At 41.5% G+C, this 25,022-nt stretch carries 18 protein-coding genes; 3 read left to right on the top strand and 15 right to left on the bottom strand.

The annotated features are described in order from the left end of the window. Window positions 1–1,196: 1,196 nt before the first annotated feature. From J5X92_RS20335 to J5X92_RS20290, 10 genes are all read right to left on the bottom strand, one after another. The gene (locus J5X92_RS20335) at window positions 1,197–3,203 is read right to left on the bottom strand and encodes a methyl-accepting chemotaxis protein (RefSeq protein ID WP_081099405.1); all 2,007 of its coding nucleotides are present in this window, start codon (window positions 3,201–3,203) and stop codon (window positions 1,197–1,199) included. Window positions 3,204–3,273: 70 nt separating this feature from the next. After that, entirely contained in the window at window positions 3,274–5,265 is a 1,992-nt protein-coding gene (locus J5X92_RS20330; RefSeq protein ID WP_044448498.1) for a methyl-accepting chemotaxis protein, read from the bottom strand. A gap of 483 nt (window positions 5,266–5,748) precedes the next feature. Then, window positions 5,749–6,651: a fructose bisphosphate aldolase gene (locus J5X92_RS20325; protein WP_044448500.1), complete on the bottom strand. Its 903-nt coding sequence runs from the start codon at window positions 6,649–6,651 to the stop codon at window positions 5,749–5,751. 90 nt (window positions 6,652–6,741) lie between these two features. Continuing rightward, window positions 6,742–7,887 (bottom strand): porin, encoded by a 1,146-nt coding sequence (locus J5X92_RS20320; protein ID WP_044448502.1) that lies wholly within the window; start codon window positions 7,885–7,887, stop codon window positions 6,742–6,744. A 124-nt stretch (window positions 7,888–8,011) separates the two neighbouring features. Then, window positions 8,012–9,742 (bottom strand): ABC transporter substrate-binding protein, encoded by a 1,731-nt coding sequence (locus tag J5X92_RS20315; protein WP_044448504.1) that lies wholly within the window; start codon window positions 9,740–9,742, stop codon window positions 8,012–8,014. A gap of 192 nt (window positions 9,743–9,934) precedes the next feature. Continuing rightward, complete coding sequence (locus J5X92_RS20310) at window positions 9,935–10,198, bottom strand: DUF2160 domain-containing protein (protein WP_257721557.1); 264 nt, start codon at window positions 10,196–10,198, stop codon at window positions 9,935–9,937. A 32-nt stretch (window positions 10,199–10,230) separates the two neighbouring features. Next, complete coding sequence (locus J5X92_RS20305; RefSeq protein WP_044448508.1) at window positions 10,231–11,037, bottom strand: carbohydrate ABC transporter permease; 807 nt, start codon at window positions 11,035–11,037, stop codon at window positions 10,231–10,233. A gap of 9 nt (window positions 11,038–11,046) precedes the next feature. Next, the gene (locus J5X92_RS20300; protein WP_208806400.1) at window positions 11,047–11,913 is read right to left on the bottom strand and encodes a sugar ABC transporter permease; all 867 of its coding nucleotides are present in this window, start codon (window positions 11,911–11,913) and stop codon (window positions 11,047–11,049) included. Beyond that, the gene (locus tag J5X92_RS20295; RefSeq protein ID WP_044448512.1) at window positions 11,913–13,031 is read right to left on the bottom strand and encodes an ABC transporter ATP-binding protein; all 1,119 of its coding nucleotides are present in this window, start codon (window positions 13,029–13,031) and stop codon (window positions 11,913–11,915) included. Before J5X92_RS20295 ends, J5X92_RS20300 begins: the two co-directional genes overlap by 1 nt. Window positions 13,032–13,033: 2 nt before the next feature. After that, window positions 13,034–14,122 (bottom strand): ABC transporter ATP-binding protein, encoded by a 1,089-nt coding sequence (locus tag J5X92_RS20290; RefSeq protein WP_044448514.1) that lies wholly within the window; start codon window positions 14,120–14,122, stop codon window positions 13,034–13,036. A 529-nt stretch (window positions 14,123–14,651) separates the two neighbouring features. Here J5X92_RS20290 and J5X92_RS20285 point away from each other — a divergent pair. Further along, complete coding sequence (locus J5X92_RS20285; protein ID WP_208806399.1) at window positions 14,652–16,562, top strand: sigma-54-dependent Fis family transcriptional regulator; 1,911 nt, start codon at window positions 14,652–14,654, stop codon at window positions 16,560–16,562. 406 nt (window positions 16,563–16,968) lie between these two features. On the opposite strand, the gene tpiA is transcribed toward J5X92_RS20285, so the two are convergent. From tpiA to glpD, 4 genes are all read right to left on the bottom strand, one after another. Continuing rightward, on the bottom strand, window positions 16,969–17,703 hold the full coding sequence (gene tpiA, locus J5X92_RS20280; protein ID WP_024016885.1) for a triose-phosphate isomerase: 735 nt from the start codon (window positions 17,701–17,703) through the stop codon (window positions 16,969–16,971). Beyond that, the gene (locus tag J5X92_RS20275) at window positions 17,690–18,685 is read right to left on the bottom strand and encodes a class 1 fructose-bisphosphatase (protein ID WP_024016886.1); all 996 of its coding nucleotides are present in this window, start codon (window positions 18,683–18,685) and stop codon (window positions 17,690–17,692) included. Before J5X92_RS20275 ends, tpiA begins: the two co-directional genes overlap by 14 nt. A 67-nt stretch (window positions 18,686–18,752) precedes the next feature. Then, window positions 18,753–19,745, bottom strand: coding sequence for a class 1 fructose-bisphosphatase (locus J5X92_RS20270; protein ID WP_024016887.1), 993 nt, complete (start codon window positions 19,743–19,745; stop codon window positions 18,753–18,755). A gap of 12 nt (window positions 19,746–19,757) precedes the next feature. Continuing rightward, window positions 19,758–21,284: a glycerol-3-phosphate dehydrogenase gene (glpD, locus tag J5X92_RS20265; RefSeq protein ID WP_024016888.1), complete on the bottom strand. Its 1,527-nt coding sequence runs from the start codon at window positions 21,282–21,284 to the stop codon at window positions 19,758–19,760. 516 nt (window positions 21,285–21,800) lie between these two features. Between glpD and glpK the strand changes: the two genes are divergently transcribed. Both glpK and J5X92_RS20255 read left to right on the top strand, forming a co-directional pair. Next, window positions 21,801–23,282, top strand: coding sequence for a glycerol kinase GlpK (glpK, locus tag J5X92_RS20260; protein ID WP_208806398.1), 1,482 nt, complete (start codon window positions 21,801–21,803; stop codon window positions 23,280–23,282). A 95-nt stretch (window positions 23,283–23,377) separates the two neighbouring features. Beyond that, window positions 23,378–24,466: an ABC transporter ATP-binding protein gene (locus J5X92_RS20255; protein ID WP_043960525.1), complete on the top strand. Its 1,089-nt coding sequence runs from the start codon at window positions 23,378–23,380 to the stop codon at window positions 24,464–24,466. 239 nt (window positions 24,467–24,705) lie between these two features. Here the strand turns inward: J5X92_RS20255 and J5X92_RS20250 are convergent. Continuing rightward, window positions 24,706–25,022, bottom strand: a 317-nt coding sequence (locus J5X92_RS20250; RefSeq protein WP_208806397.1) for a winged helix-turn-helix transcriptional regulator, incomplete at its 5' end; no start/stop codon positions are given.

Below are 25,022 nucleotides of genomic sequence, written 5' to 3'. Positions count from 1 at the left end.
GTCTCACTCATGCCTAACTTCCGCACCCTGTCTAATACTATGAAAAACTGAGGCGACAACTATCCTGACACAGGGGGATCGGATTGAACCGAAATGGGTGATCGGAATGGGCCGGAACATGCAAATAGGAAAGGTGTATTCAGATTGAGCTTTCCACTCAATAAGTCAACGTATGAAGATAGTTTCGGAAAACATCCTGAACGACCTCTCAAAGGTGAAGTGATTAAGAGTCATTTTGACTTTACAGAACTAAACCTATTGATGCCCCACCCTGTTTATGGATGGATGTCTTGGGTTCAAATTCTCAATCCATCACATACAAATTTCGAATTATTAATGCCCAAGCTTGAAGTTGCTTATAGTTGTGCTCAAAAGAAATTCGAAACTAGAAGTATGAGACGGTAAAAGGGTCTGCAGCTTGATTATGCCCAATCATAAAGCAGTCAATTACTACCACAATTTACTTAATCGATGAAAAAAAGATTAGATTTGACTTCGCTTGTCTAAGTGAATAATTTCAATTAATACCACCCTTCAACTAAATAATATCTTTTTGAACAGTCAGTACTCTACTTATACCCCTCGAAACAAGTTTTCTCATCAATTTACATATATTCATTACATCAAAAGCACTCGCTCAACTCCTAACAGACATTGTTTGTTAATGACTGTACTTTTCCCGCGTCAATAGAGTGTCGTTCTACAAGAGTTCGTACAAGATGGCACATTGACCATCTGATTGAAAGTTACTCATAAAAATCAATACATTACAAGTCACACAAAGATATAGCCAATATTTTAGAATTGATAACGTATACAGCAGACTTTGATCAACCTCTCATATTGAACTATAACATCTAGCAGCCAAAAAAAGCCCGGCATAAAGCCGGGCAAACAGACATACGTAGCCTCAGCCAAGACTACGAATAGCCGACGGACACATTCGCCGGCATCCAACTTCCCAGACAAGAACTGCTACGGAGATAGCATGCCTAGGAATCTGAATTTCCAATTTAAAACAGGAGAAATTAAATAGCATCTAAAAATTAAAAACCCGCTCTTAATTTAATATACAATAATTAAAAATAGCTTCTTTAAATTTATTTAAATTGATATTATAAAGATAGAGGGCTGCTCATTTTGTTTCACAAAGATTCGAGACCTTTTCAAAATAAGCGCCCTCTATTTTAATAATTTCATATATCGAATAAAGCAACCACCTCATTTATTGCATCAATTTGCTCTGTAATCTTTTCCGCACTATCCTTAATACTTTCTATTTTACTTAAAGAAAGATTGGCGCTGTCTGAAATTGATTTAATATTCAGCGCAGATTCTTCTGTGCTTACCATTTGTTCTCTAACTGCTTCTTCGGTTTGCGCTGTCGTACTTGTTATTAATGATATATTTTGAACGCTAACTTCCATTGCATCGTAAACTTTGAAAATTTGATTCTTAGAATCGTTCAACTGTTTTTGACTTGTATCCATAGATGACACAACACTTGCTGAGTCAGTATTGAGTTCCTCTATCAGGGTTTTAATCGAGTTGGTTGAACGTGTTGTTTGCTCCGCTAGTTCGCGAACTTCATCTGCGACGACCGCGAAACCTCGACCGTGTTCTCCTGCACGGGCAGCCTCAATTGCAGCATTGAGTGCTAAAAGGTTTGTTTTCGAGGCAACTTCATTTATGACCTCTACGATTCCACCAATGTTTTGAGTAGAATCCTCAAGCTTAGAAATTAGACTCGATGTCTCATTCATTTTCCCTTCGAGCAAAGTAATGGTGTCAACACTAGCCTTAACTTTTTCTTGCCCCCCCAAGATGTCCTTTTTAGTAATCTTTGCCAAAGTATGATTGTTATTCGTGAATTCCTGCACTTCTTTAATAGAAACATCCATTTGCTTTAACGCCGTAACTATCTCAACTATGTCTTTATTTTGTCGTTCCAAATTCTCCTTAAGCTCACTTGATATAGATAAGTTTGAATCTGCTACGTTTGTCAAATTACTTGAAGAAATGCTAAGTCTAGATAAGAAGTTATGTGTCTCTGAAATAAGAGTATTAATAGAAGAAACAAGTGAACGAAATTCACCAGAGAAAAAGTTATTCATTTCTTGCTTGTAATTACCCTTAGCTAAAAGAGATAATTTTTCAACCGTTTCACGAAGGGGTATTTTTATCGACTTACCTATAAATAGAGAAATAGTGCATGCCACAAGTACTGAAACAATCGCAGTAATCACAATCAAAATATAAGAGTTAGTGAGTTGTCCCTTTATCTTACTTTGCAGCTCAAGGTTATTATTATTACTAACGTTAAGTAACTCTGTCGCAAGTAAATTAACCCTGTTCGTTCTACTTGAAAAGTCTTTAACTAATTCAGATAAAATACTCTGACTATTTCTAAAATCAACAAACTGATTAATAATCCCTTCTTCGCCTTGGATACGATTGAGGAAATCCTGCTTTTTGCTCAAAATAAAATCCAATTCGCTTACTTCGTATATCATGTCTTCGATGTTTGCATCCAACAAGATGGTACTACTCTGTAACAGGTCGATATTGTTTTCGATTGGTTCCCCAACTGATTGATTCAGTAATGTGATCATTATGTATTCGACGTTGGTGAAGTCATTCAAAATTGTGGACAGTAGGTTTGCAATATAGATATCTTTCGCAGCGGCGCTTTGAGACATCTGAGTAATTGAGAGTTTTAATTCTGAGGAGAGGAGAAATAAATCAGACATCCCAGACTGTATACTACTGCGGACCGACAGGTTCTTTTCCATCAACGACGTCACGTTTACCGCACTAGCTTTGTTTTCTTCTATCAAAGAAAGCGTTTCATCTAGCTCATTTTCTATACTAAAATTCTTTACAAAACGAGAAAGAGCTTCGGCATTTTCAATGTGAGCAAGCAGCTCGATATACAAGTCATTTGCACTATCAAGCCTAAGGTTTAGTTCTTCTAGTGTTTCGCTATTTTCGAGGTCTAAGATTGTTTTTCCATACGCCAAGTTTAACTTTGACAAACTGGATATCGATTCATGTAGTGGAAATGCCGTCTCAGAGACAGCCTTGGTACTCTTACCAAATGCCATTACTGCAACAAGCGCTATCAAACTGATCACGCCGACGAGAAATGACATTACGGTAAACCCAAGATATATCTTTGTTACTACTGACAGGTTTTTAAACATAATTCACCCATTCAAAAAAGGACTCAACATTCCATAAAATATGAGTTCTAATAAATTCATGAACACTCAACTACACGGTAAATCTACTCACTAGGTCCGAGAGGCTTTTGCTTGAGTCGTTGAGCGAGTCTCTGGTATCGCCTGTTTCCTGCCGATTGACTACAAGTAGATCGACTAACTCTTTTATCGAGTTCATGTTCGAATCAACTTCATTAGCCACATGGCTCTGCTCTTTAGAGGCAATCGCAATTTCACTGACTAGCTCTCTAATACGCGCGACAGACGTAACCACAAGGTCAACCTTGTTTTCTGCGATAGCAGTTTTATCCATCGTCTCTTCGCAGCTCGATTTAGTCCTTTCCATTGCATCAGCGACGTTATCAACTCCACTTTGAAGCGTTTCTAACATCCGGTTGATCTCGAGAGTGCTAGTATGGGTCCGACTAGCAAGTGTTCTAACTTCGTCAGCTACAACAGCAAATCCACGGCCTTGTTCACCTGCTCTTGCAGCTTCAATAGCGGCATTTAGCGCCAATAGATTTGTTTGCTCTGCAATTTCTCCGATCACCCCGAGAACTTGAGTAATCTCCGCAGCACTGGATTTCAAATCAAGAACCGTATCCATGGACACTTGAACATTTTCACTGAGAATATGAGCAATCTCCTTAGTGGATTGCAGGTCTCCTTTAGTACTTTGCGCATTGCTGTTTACCTGTTCAACAAACTCATTACTCTGAGCTGCTATTGACGCAACTGAGTCAGCCGAAACCGCCATTTCATTAACAGCAGTTACAACAACCATCGTTTCGCTGGCTTGTTTATCTAACAAACTGGAATTCTTTGAGATTTGTCTATTCAACCCATCAATACTTCGACTGGTTGTTTGATTGCCACTGACGATATCCGTTATAAGCTCTTGGAGCATTTGAATAAATGCATTAATTGACTCGCTGATCTTGTCTAATTCGTCATTATTTTTTATGCGAAGCCTCATTGTTAAGTCCGCATTACCCGATGACAACTTCTCGATACTTCGGACTAAATGACGAACCCTCCTAAACAAAGTTCCAATAGCGAATATCACCAATACAATAAGTGCCGAGAACATTGGTATCTGTAACATCAGAAAGGTATCTATTACACTTGACGTTCCTACATTGAGACTTTGGGAGGGAAGATCGATAGCGAGATACCACGGGGTATTTGCGACAGGCATAACAATAATTGTTCGAGCCTGCCCTTCCCTATCATAAACGGTCTCGTAGTAATCGACAGAGTCACTGATTTCTGGTAACGCGTCTGATAGTGCCGATACAAATGGCGTTTGACTTATCGTCTGCAGATTTTTGAGTACAAAGTCATTGTCCTGGCTGTGTAAGTTACTAACCAACTTTCCAGAGCCTTCAATAATAAGAACCTCTGCTTCAAGCTCGATCTCAAGGGCTTTCGTAAGTTCATTGAAAAATCCAAGAGTTAAATCGATGGTCGATACACCATAGAACTCACCTTGTTTATAGATAGGCATCGCACAATTTGTTCGCGCCTCATAGCCAGCATCAGCGTATGCAGGCCACCACTCACAACGCCCAGGAGACTGCTGCCTCGCAGTTTCAAACCATCCCTGATCATAGTAGTTCTCTGTCGCTGCTTGACTGTTCCAAAACGTACTCTCTACCAGTACATTACTGGAATCTCTAACATAAAAGCTGCTAAACCTGTCTTTTGATTCATCACGTCTAAAAGGAAGCGGCCACACACCACCACCGAAAACCGCGGAGTTACCGTATTGGTCAAGTAGCAAAGGCAGTATCTTGTCAATCTCATCACTTTCAGATTTCGAGACAACCTGAGTAATAGAACGAGACATGGCCTCAATTTTAGCAAGCTCGACCGTTATTCGATTAGACAATATTTCTATCTCCTTTCGAACAACCGTTTTTTCAATATCAGATAACTTCGGCGCGACAAAATAAAAAATCGCACCAACGACAATTGCAAGGCTCAAAAGTAACAATGACGACATACTTGCAATATATTTTTTTTTCAAAGACGCTGGTTTCATAACAACCTCCAACTCGCTTAACGGAACACATTTCGACCAAAATCAAAAACAGCCCTAGCTGATATCATTTGATATTAGTTTGACTCGGTTAGCGTGCTGTCGAGAACGACTCGCTGATCGAATCAAAAATATTTGAGATTCGTTGTTTATAAGTCTGTAACGTTGATAGCTGCACGAAAAAAGGGTCGGACACTGTTTAGGTATCAGTTGTCCGACACAATTACTCTTCTTATTATTTTTTGTTGTTATTGATAATCCGCTCAAATGAGCGCGTAGAAGCACAAGAGGCTTATTGAAAATAGTGTTGCACTGGCTAATGCAACTATAAGTCCGACTCAAGTAGAAAACGCCAAAACATACACATTCAAACAAGTTTGATAGCTTTCCCATTGCAAAAACCAGCAATATCGTGGCTAGACGCAGACACGGTATTTTTAGAATGATAGCGATGGAAGCTAAGTTTAATGTGTTCATCGTGATTACTCAGGCGGAGGCATCGAAAATTGAACTAACGTTATAAGCCAGCTGTCGGGTATAGTCTTCGGCAGACTGAAAGAAAAACAGCCCCTCAAGCAAAGCGCGAGAGAAACTCGCCGCTACTTTGTCGTTCTTGGCTAGCTTGTAACACGCTTCTGCTCTCTTGTACCCACCAGAGAGCGCGATAACTTTTAGTACATTTGGGTGAGAGGTGAAGTCAGAGTAGAAGTTTGGTTCTTCAGGAATTGTTATCTTGAGCATCACCACCTGTGAACTATCTAGTTCCTCAAGCTTTGATGAGATTTCCTGTTTTAGGATTTGTTCCGCTAGGGTCTTGTCTTCACAAAAAATAGACACTTCCGGCTCTATAATCGGAACTAGCCCTTTTGAAATAATAATTTTGGCGATCGCAAACTGTTGCTTAACGATTAATTTAATACCTTCTGGGTCTGGCTCATGTATCAGGGAGCGCATTTTGGTTCCGAATATGTTATGCGCGTTCGCCTTGTCTAACTTTGAATCCAAGTCATGAATATACTTCATCACTTGCACGCCATTCTTTGTATCCCTAAGGCCACAATCAATTTTAAGAAATGGAACAATTTTTTTGTTTTGCCATAGGTACTCTGATGTTGGTATACCATCTATCAGACGGTCCACAGTATCCTCGAACAATATGGCTCCAGTAACATAATCCTTGTTGAAAGCATCGTCTTTAATAAGTCTTGAACGCATATCGTGAACATAATCGAACATCCCATCTGCATCTTCATAAAGACCTAAAGAAACACCATAACGTTTTAGCGCGCTAGGTGTACTTCCACCACTTTGATCTAACGCTGCAATAAAACCATGATCTCTAGTAATTCGCTTGATCATTTCTAGTTTAACTTTAACCTGATCACCCATCTTTTTGCGCTGTCCACTATTAAGTAATTATTGAGTTGAAAGACGATATAACTAAATGGGGGCTCCTATTAGGAGCCCCAGCGTCATAAATCAAAAATCGTATTGAAACCCGACTACAATGGCAGAGTAATCGTCCTGTACGGTAGACGAGTAGTCTTGTAGTTCACCTATCAATCTAAATTGAGGAGACATCTGATAATTCACGAACAGCATCGAAAGCTCATTATCAACCTCACCTACAGCTGCAAGACCGCTTTCGGCATCGGCTTCACGGGCATCTTGACTACCCTCACCATAACTTGCACCTACGGTGTACTTACCAAACGTATAGTAGGTTTCGACGTACCACTGAGTTGCATCAACATCAGCATCTTCAATCGTTCCGCCATAGAGACCATCAGCTCCGATTCCAGTTGTATCTGTATAATTCAACGTAAGCCCGAAGCCAGCTAATTCGATATTTGCACCTATATCGTAACCCTGCATGTCGTAATCGAACGCATTCTCGCCAGTGACACTTACAGCTTGTTGGAACAATCCAGACCACACAGATAAAGCACCACTTTCAATAGGCATTGAATAGTTGACCTGAGCCTCAAGTCGCGGGCTATCAGTCTCGACAGAAGCATCCTGGGGCTCCTCTGGGTTGATCATGGCAATCTTGAAACTTAATCCGTTGTAATCCTTGGATGTGAACTTCACTTGCGGGTTAAAGTTTGCATAAACGTAACCCGTACCAATTCGCCCACCAGTTGTATTTGCAGTGTCTGCGCCACCGCCCAACCAACCAACGCCACGTTGACTTGATAGATCACCAATCGCACTACTATTGAATACGCCAAAATCCTTACCGAATGTGAGCGTACCGAAATCACCGCTCACTTTGATGTTCGCTATACGGCTCTCAAACAGTCCATTGTTTTGTACTCCACTACCTTGCAAGTGCGTATCAATTTGGAAATGACCAGAAACTGTAATCCCACTTTCCATCTCAGGTGCTGAAACACTAAAATTTATGTTGGCTGGATTAAATCCAGATTGCACTCTAAAGCCCTTTTCAGCGTCATCGTTGTCGGTATAAACAACGAACACTGGAACCGAACCATAGATATCAGTGCTCCAACCGCCGTCTGATTCCAGAGATACACCGGCTAACGCCTGAGAGGAGGCAAAAACGCCTGCCGACGTCAATACGAACAACGCTTTTGAAGTTGAGTTTTTTGAGAAATTAATCATTTTTGTTACCTTTATTCTTGCGAGCGAGAGCGCAGCAGATGGAAGCACCATCTGCTGTCTCGCTAAATTTCTACCCTCTGAGAGAAACAGAGGGATTATTTTAAATGTTGGCTACGATTGAAAACTAATCAGCTTTCCAGCTCTCTAGAAGTTCCTCATAGGCAATAGTTCTGCCTTGTGGCTTCTCATTTTCCAAACGTGCTTTAGGTGCACCAGGCTGGTTTAACCAGTATTCTGGATCACGCTCTTCATTGAGTTTAGGACCGCACTCGCCTTGAACATTAGCTCTTTCAAGCCTTTGCATAACTCGGTCCTGTGCCCGAGCAAGGTTGTCTAGTGCTTCTTGTGGAGTTTTCTCGCCACTTGCTGCTTCAGCAACATTCTGCCACCACAGCTGTGCAAGTTTCGGATAGTCTGGAACATTGGTTCCGGTAGGTGTCCACTGCGATCGTGCTGGGCTTCTATAGAATTCTACAAGCCCGCCAAGCTTAGGTGCAGCTTCTGTCATTTGATCAGAGTTGAGGTCAGACTCACGAATAGGTGTTAAGCCATTCAACGTCTTCATTAGTGAAACCGTTTTTGAAACAGTAAACTGAGCGTATAGCCAAGCAGCAAGACGACGCTTTTCAGGTGTGGAACTCATAAACGTCCACGCACCAGCATCTTGATACCCCAACTTCATACCCTCTTCCCAGTATGGCCCCTTGGGAGACGGAGCCATTCTCCATTTTGGTGTACCATCGTCATTAACGACAGGTAAACCAGGAGTAGTCATAGCCGCGGTGAAAGCGGTATACCAAAAAATCTGTTGCGCAACATTACCTTGAGAAGGAACTGGCCCAGCCTCGGAAAAAGTCATTCCTTGCGCTTGTGGTGGCGCATAGTCCTTCAGCCAGTCAACGTATTTAGTTGTCGCATACACAGCCGCCGGACCATTGGTTGCTCCGCCTCGAGAAACACTCGCGCCAACAGGTCTACAACCCTCGACTCGAATTCCCCACTCATCTACCGGAATCCCGTTCGGTAACCCTGCATCACCCGCACCAGCCATTGAGAACCATGCATCAGTAAACCTCCAACCTAGTGAAGGATCCTTCTTACCGTAGTCCATATGACCGTATACACGCTCACCATCTAGACTCTTAACAGTATTGGTAAAAAAGTCCGCAATATCTTCATAAGCCGACCAATTAAGTGGTACGCCAAGCTCATACCCATAAATTTCTTTAAATTGCTTTTTAAGGTCTTCGCGCTCAAACCAATCAGCCCTAAACCAGTACAAATTAGCGAACTGCTGTGTAGGTAGTTGGTACAACTTACCGTCTGGTCCTGTTGTAAAGTCGAGACCAATAAAGTCCTGCAGATCTAGAGTCGGCAGTGTCAGGTTTTTGGCTTCGTTTTCAATCATATCTGACACAGGAACCACTTTCCCATATCTGAAATGAGTCCCAATAAGATCGGAATCATTAATGTACGCGTCATAAATGTTACGGCCAGATTGCATTTGAGTTTGCAGTTTTTCAACAACATCACCTTCTTGGATTAAATCGTGGACGACAGTAATACCGGTGAGTTCACTAAACGCGCGTGCTAAAACCTGAGATTCATACTCGTGAGTAGCAATCGTTTCAGACGCTACATTTATTGTCATTCCCTGAAAAGGTTTAGCGGCATTAACGAACCACATTAACTCTTCCATTTGCTCTTGCTTAGTGAGTGTCGACTCCGTGAATTCTGTTGAAATCAGTCGTTCCGCAATATCTGTAGACGGATCAGCAATGGCTGCCAGTGATGTTGCTCCGAGTGTGAGCGCTGAGCTTACAAATACAGCCAGTTTGAGTCTTTTTAGTATCATGTTTAATGACCTCATTATTTTGAGATTGTTATATTTTGCTGATAAACTCCGTCCAGTAGCATACTGTGTGAATTTTACAGCAGTTGGTGTCGAGTCACATCGACACGTCGCTTCCTGCGCTTACGCAGGTTTTTAGGTGCACTGGCTGCTCTTTTCCCAATTTAGATTGGCCAGTGCTCCTAAATTCACTTTTTATCCCCACCTCAATACGGACACTAACCACACCACAGACAACGCGAGCGCAATGTATAGTGATAGTTGTGTAAATGCGATAAACGCTAGGTGTATGTAACCGCTAGCCAAAAGCCCTATGAACAAACGGTCACCGCGCGTTGTCTCTATGGGTAGAAAGCCTTTTCTTTCCTTACACGGCCTCTTTACTTCAAAAATAGTCATCCCGATAAGTATCATCGCAATGACGCAAAAGAAAGCTACAGTTAATGGTGTCCACGCCATCCAATTCATAATTTATTCTCCAACCTGACGACCTAAACTCTACCCAGTGCGAAACCCTTCGCAACATGGTTTCTTACGAACCAAACGACTACGACGCCTGGGATTATTGTTAGTACACCAGCGGCAGCTAAAAGCCCCCAGTCAATACCAGCAGCACCAACCGTCCGAGTCATAATGGCTGCAATTGGTTTCGCCTCAACAGAAGTTAGCGTTCTAGCGAGCAATAGCTCAACCCACGAGAACATAAAACAAAAGAATGCAGTAACACCGATACCCGACCGAATCATTGGTAGGAAAATTTTCACAAAGAACTTCGGAAAGCTGTAACCATCAATATATGCAATCTCATCAACCTCTTTTGGTACCCCAGACATAAACCCTTCTAGGATCCAAACGGCTAAAGGTACAGAAAATAAACAATGTGCCAGTGCAACGGCTATGTGTGTATCAAACAGACCCACTGAGCTATATAGCTGGAAAAAAGGTAACAAGAATACTGCCGGAGGCGCCATTCTGTTACTGAGTAGCCAAAAGAACAGATGCTTGTCACCTATAAATTTATAACGACTAAATGCATATGCAGCAGGTAGTGCCAGAGCAAGCGTTATAGCCAAGTTAATACATACATACACAATTGAATTTACATAACCCATGTACCACGACGGGTCACTAAAGATTTGAATGTAATTGTCAAACGTAAAGTTGTGCGGCCATAACGTTAGCCCCCCCAATATTTCTTCATTTGTCTTGAATGACATATTGATTAACCAGTATATCGGTAAGAAAAGAAACACACCGAAAGCTGATATACCAAACTTCTTATATTTGTTGTCTTCCATCGGCCTTCCCTATTTAACTTTGTCTTGATGTGTAATGATTGTGAAAAACAAATAGCAGACTAAAAGCACAATCAGATAGTAGATGAGTGAGAACGCAGCAGCTGGTCCCAGGTCAAACTGCCCGATCGCCATCTTTGTTAGCTCCTGACTTAAGAACGTTGTTGAGTTTCCTGGACCACCGCCCGTTAGAACAAACGGCTCTGTGTAAATCATGAAACTATCCATGAATCGTAAAAGTACGCCGATGATCAAAACGCTTCTTAATCTTGGTAGCTGTACGTATCGGAATATTGCCCAACGAGAGGCTCTATCAATTCTCGCTGCTTGATAGAAGGCTTCCGGAATGGCTCTGAGTCCAGAGTAGCAAAGGAGCGCTATCAAAGAAGTCCAATGCCATACATCCATCAAGACCACAGTGAACCACGCAGCGAAAGGACTAGACGCGTAATTGTAGTCGATACCGATAGCATTGACTGACCAGCCGAACAAACCTATGTCCTCTCTGCTAAATACTTGCCAAATAGTTCCCACAACGTTCCAAGGGATAAGTAGCGGGATTGCTACGATAATTAACCAAACAGCAGCCATACGCCCTTTGGATGGCATCATCAAAGCAACACCGATCCCAAGTGGGATTTGTATTGCCAAAACAGTAAAAGAGAATCCAAATTGACGCAACAAAGAATCTAACAATCTTGGACTGCTCAACATTTCTCGATACCACTCAGCACCTACAAAATAAGCGTTGTTCTGATCAAAGATATCCTGCACAGAGTAGTTAACAACCGTCATTATCGGTATGATCGCTGAAAAAGCGACCAGCACAAAGACCGGTAAAACAAGCAACCACGCTTTATTATTTTGAACTTTATTCATTACTGTGAGCCCTCCAATGCCTCAAAGTTTGGATCCACAAGATACTCATCTAAATACACTTTCAACCATTGCTCTGGGAAACTAATGTAAACTTTTTGAGCTGGCACGGGAGCGTCTTCCTCGATTCGCGCCTTGAATTCAACACCATCAAGTTCGATGGTTAAAATTTTGTACGTGCCTAGGTCCTCAACTACCTTGAGGTTGCACTCGAACGCGCCGTCAGTAGGTTCTTCCCAAACATGTACAAATTCGGGGCGAATGCCGATTTTGATATTAGTGGACGTGGACTCGTTAAGGATTGCATTTATAGAATCGTCCAAGGGAACTCGCGTAGAGTTAAAAACAACACCGCCTTCCCATCGCTCTACCTCGACCAAGTTCATACCCGGGCTACCAATAAAATACCCGACAAATGCATGATTTGGACGCTCAAACAACTCTCGCGGTGTACCGAACTGGACGATCTGACCACCATACATAACCGCTATTTTATCTGCAAAAGTAGACGCCTCTAGTTGGTCATGCGTCACGTACACCATGGTAATATTGAATTGCTCATGGATTTGCTTTAGCTTTCTACGCAACTTCCACTTTAGATGCGGATCTATAACAGTTAGCGGCTCATCGAAAAGGATTGCTGATACATCACTTCTTACAAGCCCGCGCCCCATCGATACTTTCTGCTTCTCATCAGCCGTAAGATTCTTAGCTCTCTTGGACAATAAATCGTTTAACTCAAGCACCTCAGCAATTTCGTTAACCCTTGTGTTTACTCTAACTTCGGGTACCTTCATGTTTCTAAGTGGGAAAGCCAAATTGTCGAATACGGTCATCGAATCGTATATCACAGGAAATTGGAAGACCTGAGCAATGTTCCTATCTTCTGGCGGAATATTGTTAACCTCCACTCCGTCAAAAAGAACTTGCCCTTCTGAAGGAGAAAGGAGGCCTGAGATAATATTGAGCAGTGTACTTTTTCCACAACCTGACGGGCCTAGCAGTGCATAAGCGCCGCCGTCTTCCCAAATATGATCCATCTCCCTGATAGCATAGTGAGATGAGTTTGTTGGGTTCTTACTGTAGCTATGAGCAAGAGATTTAAGATGTATTTCAGCCACGTTTATACCTCCACTTCCGCGCTGGGAAACTTAACTGTTTTTCCATTTTTATCGAAGACAAAAAGCTTGTTTGGTGGCAGATAGACACTTATTTGACTATTGATATGCAAATCAACAACACCCTCTAGCTGCAACACTAGCGAAAAGCCGTCTTTGTATACGTGGATAAACGTTTCGGAGCCACTGATTTCAGCAAGCTCAACAATCATGGATAATTCAATATCCTTATCACTAACTGGTGACAAACTTAGATGATTGGGACGGATACCAAAGACATAGTCTTTTTTAGGTAATACCTTCATGGAATCATCAATAGGAAAGTGAACGCTACCGTCAAAACTAATTTCATTTTCTGTCAATGAACCAGGCACAAGATTCATGGGAGGCTCACTGAATAGTTTTGCAGACTCAATCCGCTCTGGAAACTTATAAACGCTCTGAGACTTTCCATTCTGTAATAGCTTACCCTCGTGGAGAAGCGTTGTTTCACCGCCAAGCGCCAGAGCTTCGTTAGCCTCTGTTGTTGCATAAACAGCTATACAATTTCGCTCTTTGAAAATCGTTCGTAACTCAGCTCTGAGTTCTTCACGAAGTTTGTAATCGAGGTTAACGAGTGGCTCATCAAACAGAATCAAACTCGCGTCTTTGACTAACGCACGAGCCATTGAAGTCCTTTGTTGCTGACCTCCAGATAGCTCTAACGGAAATCGATTAAGGAACTGTGAAATTTGAAGAATGTCAGCGGTCTCTTTTACCCTTCTTGTAATCTCACTCTCTTTGATTTTCGCTAACCTTAACGGCGACGCGATGTTCTCAAACACTGTTAGATTTGGGTAATTAATGAACTGTTGATAAACCATTGAAATGTTGCGTTGTTGAACAGGTACTCCCGTCACATCCACACCGTCCATCACTATTAAGCCGCTTGTGGGAGCCTCTATACCCGCCATGATTCTCATCAACGTAGTTTTCCCAGCTAGCGTTCTACCAAGCAGCACATTAAACGAGCCTTGGTTGAGCGTTACGCTTATATCATCTAGATACGTTTCAGCCCCTACGACGTGGCTAACGTTTTTTAATTCTAATGACATTATCCCCCCTATGGTGCGGTTCTAATTTAAATAAACTGTGAAGACTTTTGCAGATAGTAGGCCAAGTTTTTAACATTTCTATCATGAACACTTTTGGCAAATCATATAGCATTGATATTTATGAATTTATTTTATTTAGCACCAAACTGAGCGACACATCCAGTTTACAATCATTTTGTGTAAGTGTGTTCAAAAGTAAACGAAATGTTATTGTTCATTGTTCATTTTTTTGTTCAATATTGAACAACCTTAGTGTCATCAAATTGAACAACAATTATTAAGACTGTCAATTAACCATTTCAAGAAATAGAATAAGCTATTGATTTTAATATCAAAAAATACATCACCCGTTATATATGAACAAAAAGTAGCCTTTGTAACAGTTAACAGATATTATTGAGTGATGAGCGTATCAAGAATTCAGATACGAATTTGAGGCGATACATCAGTGTTGAATGTTAAGTTTGTTAACACCGATGTGATGAGAAGCAAGGTCTGAGTTGTAGTTAGATGTAAGAAGCACAATAGCATGCAAAGCGAAAAAATAATCAAAGAGTCATGGCGTCGGTGTGCAGAACACGGTCTTACGCAAAGCGAAGAGCCTATACTAGAGTCGCTTCCTTTAAGTGAGATAAAAGATCTGAGCCAGATATATAGAGAGTTAGTTGTAACAACGAATTCAGAAGTGCTTCCTTATTACCAAAACATCCTATCAAATGCAAACTGCCTAATAATACTAACCGATAATAACGGTTTCGCGCTAAATAGTTGGGGAGATAAAAGATTTTTGCCTAACAAGCACAAACCCTTCTTCGAAGCAGGCGTAGACTGGAATGAGAAGTTTATCGGTACAAATGCTATCGGAACCTCATTAGTCACTGGTAAGGCCATTCAGGTACAGCGAGACGAACACTATTTTAAGATAAATAGGTTTATGGTTGGTTCTGCAGCACCAATTTATGATGCAAACCGACAGCTCATTGGTATGCTCGATATCACAAGTGACTCCTACTTACCGCAAGCTCACACCCTCGGGCTTGTCAAATTGATGTCTCAAGGAATTGAAAATAGACTGCTGTTCAATCAGCACAACCAGAACCACTATATTTTCACCTTCAATACAAATGCTGAAAATGTCGATAGTCAGTGGTCTGGATTAATAATATTCGACGACATTGGGAGAGTAGTAGCAGCAAATAATCGCGCGGAAACACTACTCAAATTTGAGTTGTTGAAAGTACACATCGAAGATATATTGAACGTAACCATCAGAGATTTAAGAAATCAACCCGAGGGTATAATCTTCGAGGTTACCGCAGTCGGTAAATATAAAATGTATGGTCAGCTCAAGCGACCAGTCATTAAACTAAATCTTCGTAATAAATCAAAACGAGAAGAAATTAATTTTTCCGTACGCACCGAAAGTGATGTAAGCAATGACAGTCAAAGCGATAATAAAAACAACAGGGTAACCCTTGATACCTTTTCATTTGGCGATCCCTTCGTTGATAAGCAGATAAGCCAAGCAAAACGAATTGTCAACAAAGCCTTACCAATACTCGTACATGGAGAAACCGGAGTTGGAAAGGAAGTTTTTGTTCAGTGTTTACATAACTATAGTGTTAGGCAACAGTTCCCACTTGTTGCAGTGAATTGCGCTGCAATTCCAAACGATCTCGTTGAATCCGAGCTTTTCGGATACGAAAAAGGGGCATTCACCGGCGCCAACGTTAAGGGCTCGATTGGTCTGATAAGAAAGGCAAATGGTGGGACACTTTTTCTCGATGAAATTGGAGAAATGCCGCTAAATGTTCAAGGGCGGTTACTAAGAGTATTGCAAGAAAGAACTGTAACGCCGCTTGGCTCAACAGAATCCTATGAGGTAGACATAAAACTAGTTTCTGCGACGAATAGAGATTTGAAAAAGGAAATTGATAATGGCAATTTCCGGCAGGATCTTTTTTACAGAGTGAGCGGTCTTAATATCCATCTTCCTCCGCTTCGAGAACGGAGAGACAGAAGACAATTATTTCAACAAGTGAATGCGCTGCAACATGGGAGTGAATTGGTTTTTCCACTTTCAGATAAAATACTCAATCACTTCAATAATCACCCGTGGCCGGGCAACGTCAGACAATTAATAAGCGTGCTTCAAATAGCTCAAGCAATGGCTGATAATGAGCCAATACAAGAATGGCACTTACCTGAGGACTTTTTGCAAGATGTGAATAAAAATGACGAACAAACGATACCTGTTGCCTCCATAAATGTAACATCTGAAAACCCAAGTGAAATAGCAGCTCGAAAAAAATCCAACGACAAAGACGAGCTAATTTCAGTTTACACAAGGTTCAATGGGAATAAGTCTAAAACTGCAGCAGCTCTCGGGATAAGTAGAAATACTCTGTATAAAAGACTCAGAGAAATAGGTCTCTCATAGAGTTGAAAGCATATTCAGATATCAAAATCCAATATTCTGATAAAGAACAAGCACAAAATCATCAACCGCAATAACGCACAACAGCTGCAAACTAGAAAAAACCTTACAACAAATTCCGGTATTTGTAGACATTCACCGGCCTCTGATCAAAGTTTGAAACCAGAAAACACCACTTTGAATTTATATTTCCCCAGGCAGAGAGGGCATAAAACTGTGTGTGCTCTAATTAACAAGCGAAGGTCATCATCAAACTCCATAGCTCTCAAGTAGCACGCTGTTTCTGCAAACGCAGTAAACTATGCTCTGACTACGAATAGTTTCTTAATTGAAGTCCACGCACTATTATGTAACAAAAAAGTCAGATTAATCTGGCACCTAAGCTTTCCATACGTTGTCATTCGTAAAATCAGCAAAATGATAAAATTTGTTCCATATTTTTCGGCACCAATGACGCCCCTCCGATAAGGAGGCCGTCAACGCTAGGTAGACCTAATATCTCTTTTGCATTGTCCGGTTTAACGCTTCCACCATAGAGTACTGTTATACGGAGTTGGCTAAAGTGTTGATAGAAATTACCTACAATCGTGTGTATCTCTTTTGCCATCTCCTCAATTTGCGCCAATGTTGCAGTTTTACCCGAACCAATTGCCCAAATTGGTTCATATGCTATTACAATATCCCGAACGTTCTCTCCAAACTCTAGGTAAGGCAGTCCCTGTTTCAACTGGCTCTTCACAAAACTAAAGTGCTGACCGTTGTTTCTAACTGATTCATCCTCACCAACACAAATAATTGGAGTGATCATCTCATTTAGTAGTAATCTTGCCTTTGCTCTGATGATAACATCACTGTCCCCAAACGTTTCTCGTACCTCTGAATGACCGATAATTGCGTATTCACAACCAAATTCTTTCAACATATTCACAGAAACATGAGAAGTATGAGATCCTGATTGATAAATGCTAACATTTTGAGTGCCAATATGAGCCTTATGCGGATTAAATTGGCTTAAGTAGGGATATGGCGGACACACCACCAGGGTCGCTTGGCCCTGCCAATCACATAGTATTTTATATTCTTCGCACAGCGAGGTAGAACCGTTTACTTTCCAATTTGCAACTATGAGTTTATTCTTGCGCATTACTTTTTCCTTGTTTTTCATTTTTGAAATAGCGCTCTACTTCATTTTTAGACCCTATTATGAGTGGAGCTCGCTGTTTTACAGAGTTTGGTACGATGTCTAGTACCCTCATTTGATCGGCATAAGCCAAACCATTGGCTTGCTCAGCAATGAACGCCATTGGCATCACCTTGTACAATAACTTCAATTTCCCGTTCCCTAAGTACTGCCTTCGTGTTCCTTCTTGAGGATACAGAAACACACCACCACGACACAAAATTCTATACACCTCTCCTACAAAAGAGCCTACATATCGGAGACTGTAGTCCTTTCTGCCAACACCATAACGCCCGTCAGTGAAATGCTTAACGTACTTTTTTACATTTTCAGGCCAGTATCTTTGTCTAGCAAGATTTACAGAAAACTCTCGCGAATCTTTTGGTATAGCGATGTTCTCTCTCCAAAGGACAAAGTCTCCGAACTCTCTAGAGAACGTATAGATGTGAGTACCTGTTCCCGTTGTCAAGACTAGCGATGTAGCTGGACCATATAGCACAAAGCCTGCGGCCCGTATTAGCTCTCCAGGCTTATTGAATTGTTGTTCGTTGAAAGAAGATAACCAGTCTGTGGATGACGTGATGGAAAAAATAGTACCGACGGGTCCATTAACTTCTACATTCGAGTATCCGTCAAGTGGGTCGAAACTAACGAGAAACTTACCCTCCTCATTTATCGATAGTATTTGCTCTTCTTCTTTGGAGGCTACAGCTTTCACGACACAAAGGTCGACGAGTAGATCTTTGAGAATGTTATTTGAGATTGTATTGAGGGGTTCTTTTTCATTAACTTGTTGAACACCAAATGAATCCAGCGGTATATAACTAAAATCACCAGACGATAGTATGTTAGAAATCTTTTTGCAGCCAGCTAAGACGGTTTTTATAACGCTTAGCAACTCTGTTGAGCACCCGTCTTCGGACAACTTCGCATCAAGCAATCTCATAATAAGTCCTCTTCCCTTCTGAACGAGAGTACAACAAGCTGGAAATAGAACGACGTTCGTAAGCCCATTAACATAAGCCTTGAATATATGATGAACAGATTTTTACCTCTTCACTGGAACCGACTATTACTGCGTCTCTTTGATGTATATTACCCGGCACAATATCGAGAATAGATTCAAAGCCGTTTGTTGCTTCCCCTCCCGCCTGCTCGATCAAAAATGCCATCGGAGCTGCTTCATATAAAATTCTCAACTTAGACTTCCAACCATGAGAGGACTTCAATCTCGGATAAGCAAAACATCCGCCTCTTACAAATATTCGATGTAAATCTCCGACCATTGATGCAAACCATCTCATTTTAAAGTCAACCTGCCTGGGACCATCGGCTCCTTGTAGCAAATCTGATACATATGCTTTAAATCCATCGTCCCATAATCTCTGGTTCATCATGTTCAACGCTACTTCATTAGAGCAGGGCGGAATTTGGATGCAGGGGTGACTTAATACAAAAGTGTTTTCTTGCTTGTTCAATGAGTACAAATCAGTACCTTTTCCTACAGAGATTGCTGCAACTGCAGAAGCCCCATAGAGTACATAACCCGCTGAGACAATCGCTCTACCACTCCTCAGGAAACTTGACTCATTCAGCACGCTACTTTTTTCCACAGACGTAATTGAGAAAATTGTACCTATCGAACCGTTTACGTCGATGTTAGAGGAACCATCAAGCGGGTCAAAACTCACTAAATAGGCAGCCCCATCAGTACACTCAACAACAGACTCCTCTTCTTCTGACGCGAGCGCCCTCACAACACCTGATTTTGAAATAGCATCTTTGAGAATTTGATTGCTCAGTACATCAAGCTTCTTTTGAGCTTCGCCTTGAATGTTCACCTCGCCGACATCTCCAATGATGTCTTCAGCGTGTGGACAACTAGCCAAACCAGCTATGCGTTGGCATCCTTTCATTATGCTGTAAACAAGGAGTGTTAACTCAGGACATGTTTCTAACTGCTCGAGCCGTTCAACTAATCCGACATTTTCTTTTTTTTCTTTCACGATTGGAGAACCCTAGGCTGTTTTCGTTTTTTCTGTAGCCTTATGAACAGATTCAAGGAATGACTCTAACGACGCTACTTGGGAATCACTTAGCACTAAACCAAGCTTTGTGCGCCTCCAAATGATGTCATCTATAGTCAGCGCCCATTCTTTTTCGATCAGATAATTCACTTCAACCTCAAACAGCCCGTGACCGAAATTTTGTCCTAAGTCGCTGGTGTCAGCTACTCCTTTCAAGAACAAAGTAGCTCTCGTGCCATATGTGCGAACATACCGTTCAAGTACAGATGTGTCGATGAATGGATATGAGAGAACAAATTGGTCGAGTAGCATCGCTTGGTCCTGAAAATTACCACCAGGAAGCGGTTCACTTGCGGTCTTACAGCGTGTAGCTTCAGGAAATTCTTCACATAGCTTGTCTACCGCTGCTTGTGCTAGTTTTCTATATGTTGTTATTTTCCCGCCAAAAATTGACAACAGTGGTGCTCTCGAATCGCTTGCATCATATTCAAAAGTGTAATCTCTGGTGACTGCATCTGGATTTTCTGCTTCATCGTCCAAGAGTGGTCGAACGCCCGAGTATGAATGTATAATATCCTTTGGAGTAATTTGAGAGGTAAAATGTTCATTGGTGACGTGAACTAGGTAATCTATCTCTTCTTTGGAAATCGACGCGTCACTGGGATCCCCTTTGTGCTCTACATCAGTTGTTCCAATGAGCGAAAAATTCTGCTCGTAGGGAATAACAAACACAATCCGACCATCTTCATTTTGTAAAATGTACGCCTCTGGCTCATCATGGATTTTAGGGACAACGATGTGGCTCCCTTTGACCATTCTAATTTGCTTGGGTGCATTGTCTTCTAAAGACTCATCAAAAAATTTCGATACCCAAGGACCTGCTGCATTGACAATTGCCTTCGCCGTAACTTCAGTTGTGGCGGAAGTAATCGAGTCTTTCAACGTAATTACCCAACGGTTTGAATCTCGTCTTGCACCGACACACTTTGTTCGTGTGAAAATGTCTGCGCCACGCTCTTTTGCTGCGAGAGCATTTAATACTACAAGTCGAGCATCGTCTACCCAGCCGTCAGAATACTCAAACCCCTTAATCAGATGAGACTGGAGAGTGTTGGTCCGTTTAAAGCTGATCGACTTCGAGCCTTTCAATGTTGCACGTTTGGCAAGGTTGTCGTATAAAAATAGTCCCATCCGGATTAACAGTGCAGGTCTTAGATGTGGCCGGTGTGGTAATCGGAAACGCATTGGCCACATGATGTGTGGTGCAACCTTGAGGAGTGTTTCTCTCTCAGCAAGCGCTTCTCTGACTAGTCGGAACTCGTAGTATTCTAGATACCTGAGTCCGCCATGGATCAGCTTCGAGCTATTGGACGATGTAGCTGACGCCAAATCGTTCATCTCGCACAATCCCGTTTTCAAGCCTCGCCCCTGTGCATCAAGTGCTATACCGACGCCATTGACTCCACCACCAACAACAAAAATGTCGTAGTCGCTACTTAAGTTTGCATTATTAGCCATATCAACACTCGTATAATTTTTGATCTAAAACGAATATATACGAACACAAACGAACAATAAAGAAAATTTTAACGTTTTCTTAATATAAGTGGTAATTAGAAAAAAGTAGATAAGACAAACGAGTTTCCCCTTATTCGTTTTGTTTCATATAGGAGGTTTCTCAGACTGCGACCATGTCTGTTCAGTGTGACCACCAGTGGGACTTCGCATTTATGGTGTAGTTAAATTGCTGCAATAGTTATTTATAACAGATAGTTAGGAATCACACTCTTTTCTGATGGAATGTATTTGCATAGCATCAAACCATGCAACCTTCAGATGCCAGTTCAACACAATCGAAGGATCGAGTATCAAAAACACGAAAGGTTATCGGATCACTCAGGGGCATCATAGTCGAATCATTGTTTGTTAAACAATCATAAAAAAGTCTTGAAATTTGCGGTAAAGAACATTTACCGTGTATTAAAGAACACAATCGAACATAATCGAATAAATACGAAATTAAATGGTGTTTCCATGGCCGATATAATCTTAGCTATTGATCAAGGTACAACAAGTTCACGAGCCATACTCTTTAACAGTGATGGGCTATCTCTGGGCTCAGCACAGAAGGAGATTCCGCAACATTTTCCTGACAACGGATGGGTCGAACATGACCCTGAAGATATTTGGGGGTCGGTCCTTGAGACCACAACGTTAGCAATTGAAGAGTCAGGTACCGACGTTAGCAACGTTAAGGCCATAGGGATCACAAACCAAAGAGAGACAACAGTTGTCTGGGACCGACGAACCGGAATCCCCATTTACAGAGCAATTGTATGGCAAGACAGAAGAACGACCGAATATTGCGAAAACCTGAAAAATGATGGCTTAGAGGACTTTATAGTCGCAAAGACTGGACTACTTATTGATCCTTACTTCTCAGCAACTAAAATAAGATGGATTCTTGATAACGTCGATGGAGCGCGAGAGAAAGCAGAAGCCGGTCAATTAGCATTCGGCACTGTTGACACATTTTTGCTTTGGAAGTTAACAAATGGAGAGTCTCACAAAACCGACGCGACGAACGCCTCGCGTACAATGCTGTACAACATTCATGATTCGAAATGGGATTTGGAATTGCTCGAATTATTCGGGATCCCAGAGAGTATCCTCCCTGAAGTGATGAATTCCTCGGACTCCTTTGGGCACACATGCGAGAGTATCTTAGGCAGTGCTATCCCAATCGCAGGTATAGCTGGAGATCAACAAGCAGCATTGTTTGGTCAAGCTTGTTTCCATAAGGGTATGGCGAAAAGTACATATGGTACGGGATGCTTTATGATGTTAAACACAGGAGACACAGCACTTAAGTCGTCAAACCGATTATTAACAACTATTGCTTATCAGCTTGATGGCAAACCTACTTATGCAATTGAAGGCAGTATTTTTGTTGCAGGAGCTACAATTCAATGGTTAAGGGATGGATTGAAACTCATTGAAAAAGCGGCGGATGCTGAGCCATTAGCCAAAGATACATCTCTCGAACATGGTGTTTATATGGTACCTGCGTTTACTGGCCTAGGAGCACCATATTGGGACCCTAACGCGAGAGGTGCAATTTTTGGGTTAACACGAGATACAGGAATCAAAGAAATCGTAACCGCAGGACTACAATCTGTATGTTATCAGTCTAAAGACCTTCAAAAAGCGATGGAAAAAGATGGTGTACGTCCTACTGTTCTTAGAGTCGACGGAGGAATGGTAGCTAATAATTGGGCAATGCAGTTTTTAGCTGATGTTTTAGGTGCATCAGTTGATAGACCACTAGTTACTGAAACTACAGCTCTGGGAGCCGCTTTCCTCGCTGGACTGCACGTAGGAGTTTTCAATTCACTGGAGTCGTTGTCAGAGAAATGGCAAGTCGAGAAACGATTTTCTTCGGAAATTTCTAAGGAGCATCGGGATTCCCTATATGATGGTTGGGTTAAGTCAATCAAAAGAGTGCAGGTTAGCTAGTAGCATATGTAGTATCGTTATTAACGCTGAGGTGTTCAAAAAGATCGGATTAAGTTAATATCAAGTTTTTATTTTTGAAAGAACTTGTGTAGTTAGTGTCGATAGTATTTAAGAACGTTTCATACAGTGGAGATGCATCGGAGCCAGTATACAATATCTCGATGGATCTCCCGTCTGGTAGTTTCACGATACTTTTAAGTGACAGAACAGATGATGCCGGGAAGGTCACTATCTGTAAGTTACTTTTGGGAATTATCAAACCAACCTCTGGCACTATCCTCATTGACGGAAAGGATGCGTCGAAAGTCCCTACTCAAAAGCGAAATGCCGCAATGGTCCATCAAGAGTTCATAAACTACCCGCACCTAACGGTTTATGAAAATATTGCCTCTCCATTACGCGTGCTCAAGATCCCCAAAACACAAATCCGAAAAGCCGTATACGATATCGCTAAAAAACTTCGAATTGAATCTTGCCTCAATCGGTTACCGAATGAAATATCTGGAGGGCAACAGCAAAGAACCGCTCTAGCGCGAGCACTTGTTAAAGATGCGAAACTAATTTGCTTATATGAGCCTCTAGTTAATTTAGATTACAAGTTGAGGGAAGAGCTTAGAAATGAACTCAAGCAGCTTTTTCGCTCAAAGAATACCGTTTGCGTTTACGCGACGGCAGAGCCAAATGAAGCATTGCAACTCGGAAGCAAAGCAATACTTCTACACAAAGGTGAAATACTTCAAGCCTCCGATATTTCTGAGATATACAGAAATCCAATAAATCTTACAGCCGCGCAGATACTATCTGATCCGCCCCTAAATATATTTCAAGGCGAAATTACCTCACATGAGTTAGTAATCGGCGAAGTTCAAAGGTTTCCGAAAACAAGAATACTAGAACAACTCCCGATTAATAACTATATCTTAGCTATAAGGCCCAGTCATGTAAGCTTAGTACCAATAAGTGATGACGACCTGGAAATATCGATGCGAGTTAATATAGCAGAGATAAGTGGTTCAGAAACCCTCATTCATACAGTTGGTAGCAACATAAACTTACTAATGAACTTATCGGGCGTTCATGATTATAGCCCTGACACGAAAATTAAAATTTACATACCGTCACACAAACTGTTTGTTTTTAATGCAGCCGGAGCTCTAGTTAAAGCACCAGGAGCAAACCTTTGAACAATTCCGTTAATACGACAACTTGGCGCTTATCGGTGAACAGAGAGTCATCAGCTCGTGACATTTTAAAACAATCAACCAATGACGAGAACTTTTGCAATTAGGGATAACGCTATACATCTATTGTGAATTGGAGACTTTTCATATTCGCCAAACTTGATCTTTTTGTCTGATAAACTATGAAAACCACTCCTAATTTTAATACGTTTTGATTAATCGTGAAGGAACCGTAAGGCTTCCTAATCGTTCTGCCCCTCAGCCTGATTTTTTGCCCATTGGTTAGCCCAACTCTCTAGGGCCAACAAATGACAGCTTAATTGTTTACCAAACTCTGTATACCCATAACCTTCACTGTTATGGTCAATAAAATTTAGCGCTCGAAATTGCTTCAAGCGTTTATTCAATACTGTTGGGGATATGTTTCCGCACTTTTCTTGAAGGCCTCTAAAGTTTAATCTCGTTTGACTTAATTCCCATAGTGGGGTTCTAGGGATTTTCCCCTCTAAAAAGACATAATCCTCTGTAGACCACACCAATAAATGGCTGCGGAGGTGGT

Origin of the sequence: Alteromonas sp. K632G (genome assembly GCF_017653625.1) — a bacterium.
Taxonomy (GTDB): domain Bacteria; phylum Pseudomonadota; class Gammaproteobacteria; order Enterobacterales; family Alteromonadaceae; genus Alteromonas; species Alteromonas naphthalenivorans.
This window is presented reverse-complemented; position numbering and strand designations above follow the sequence as displayed.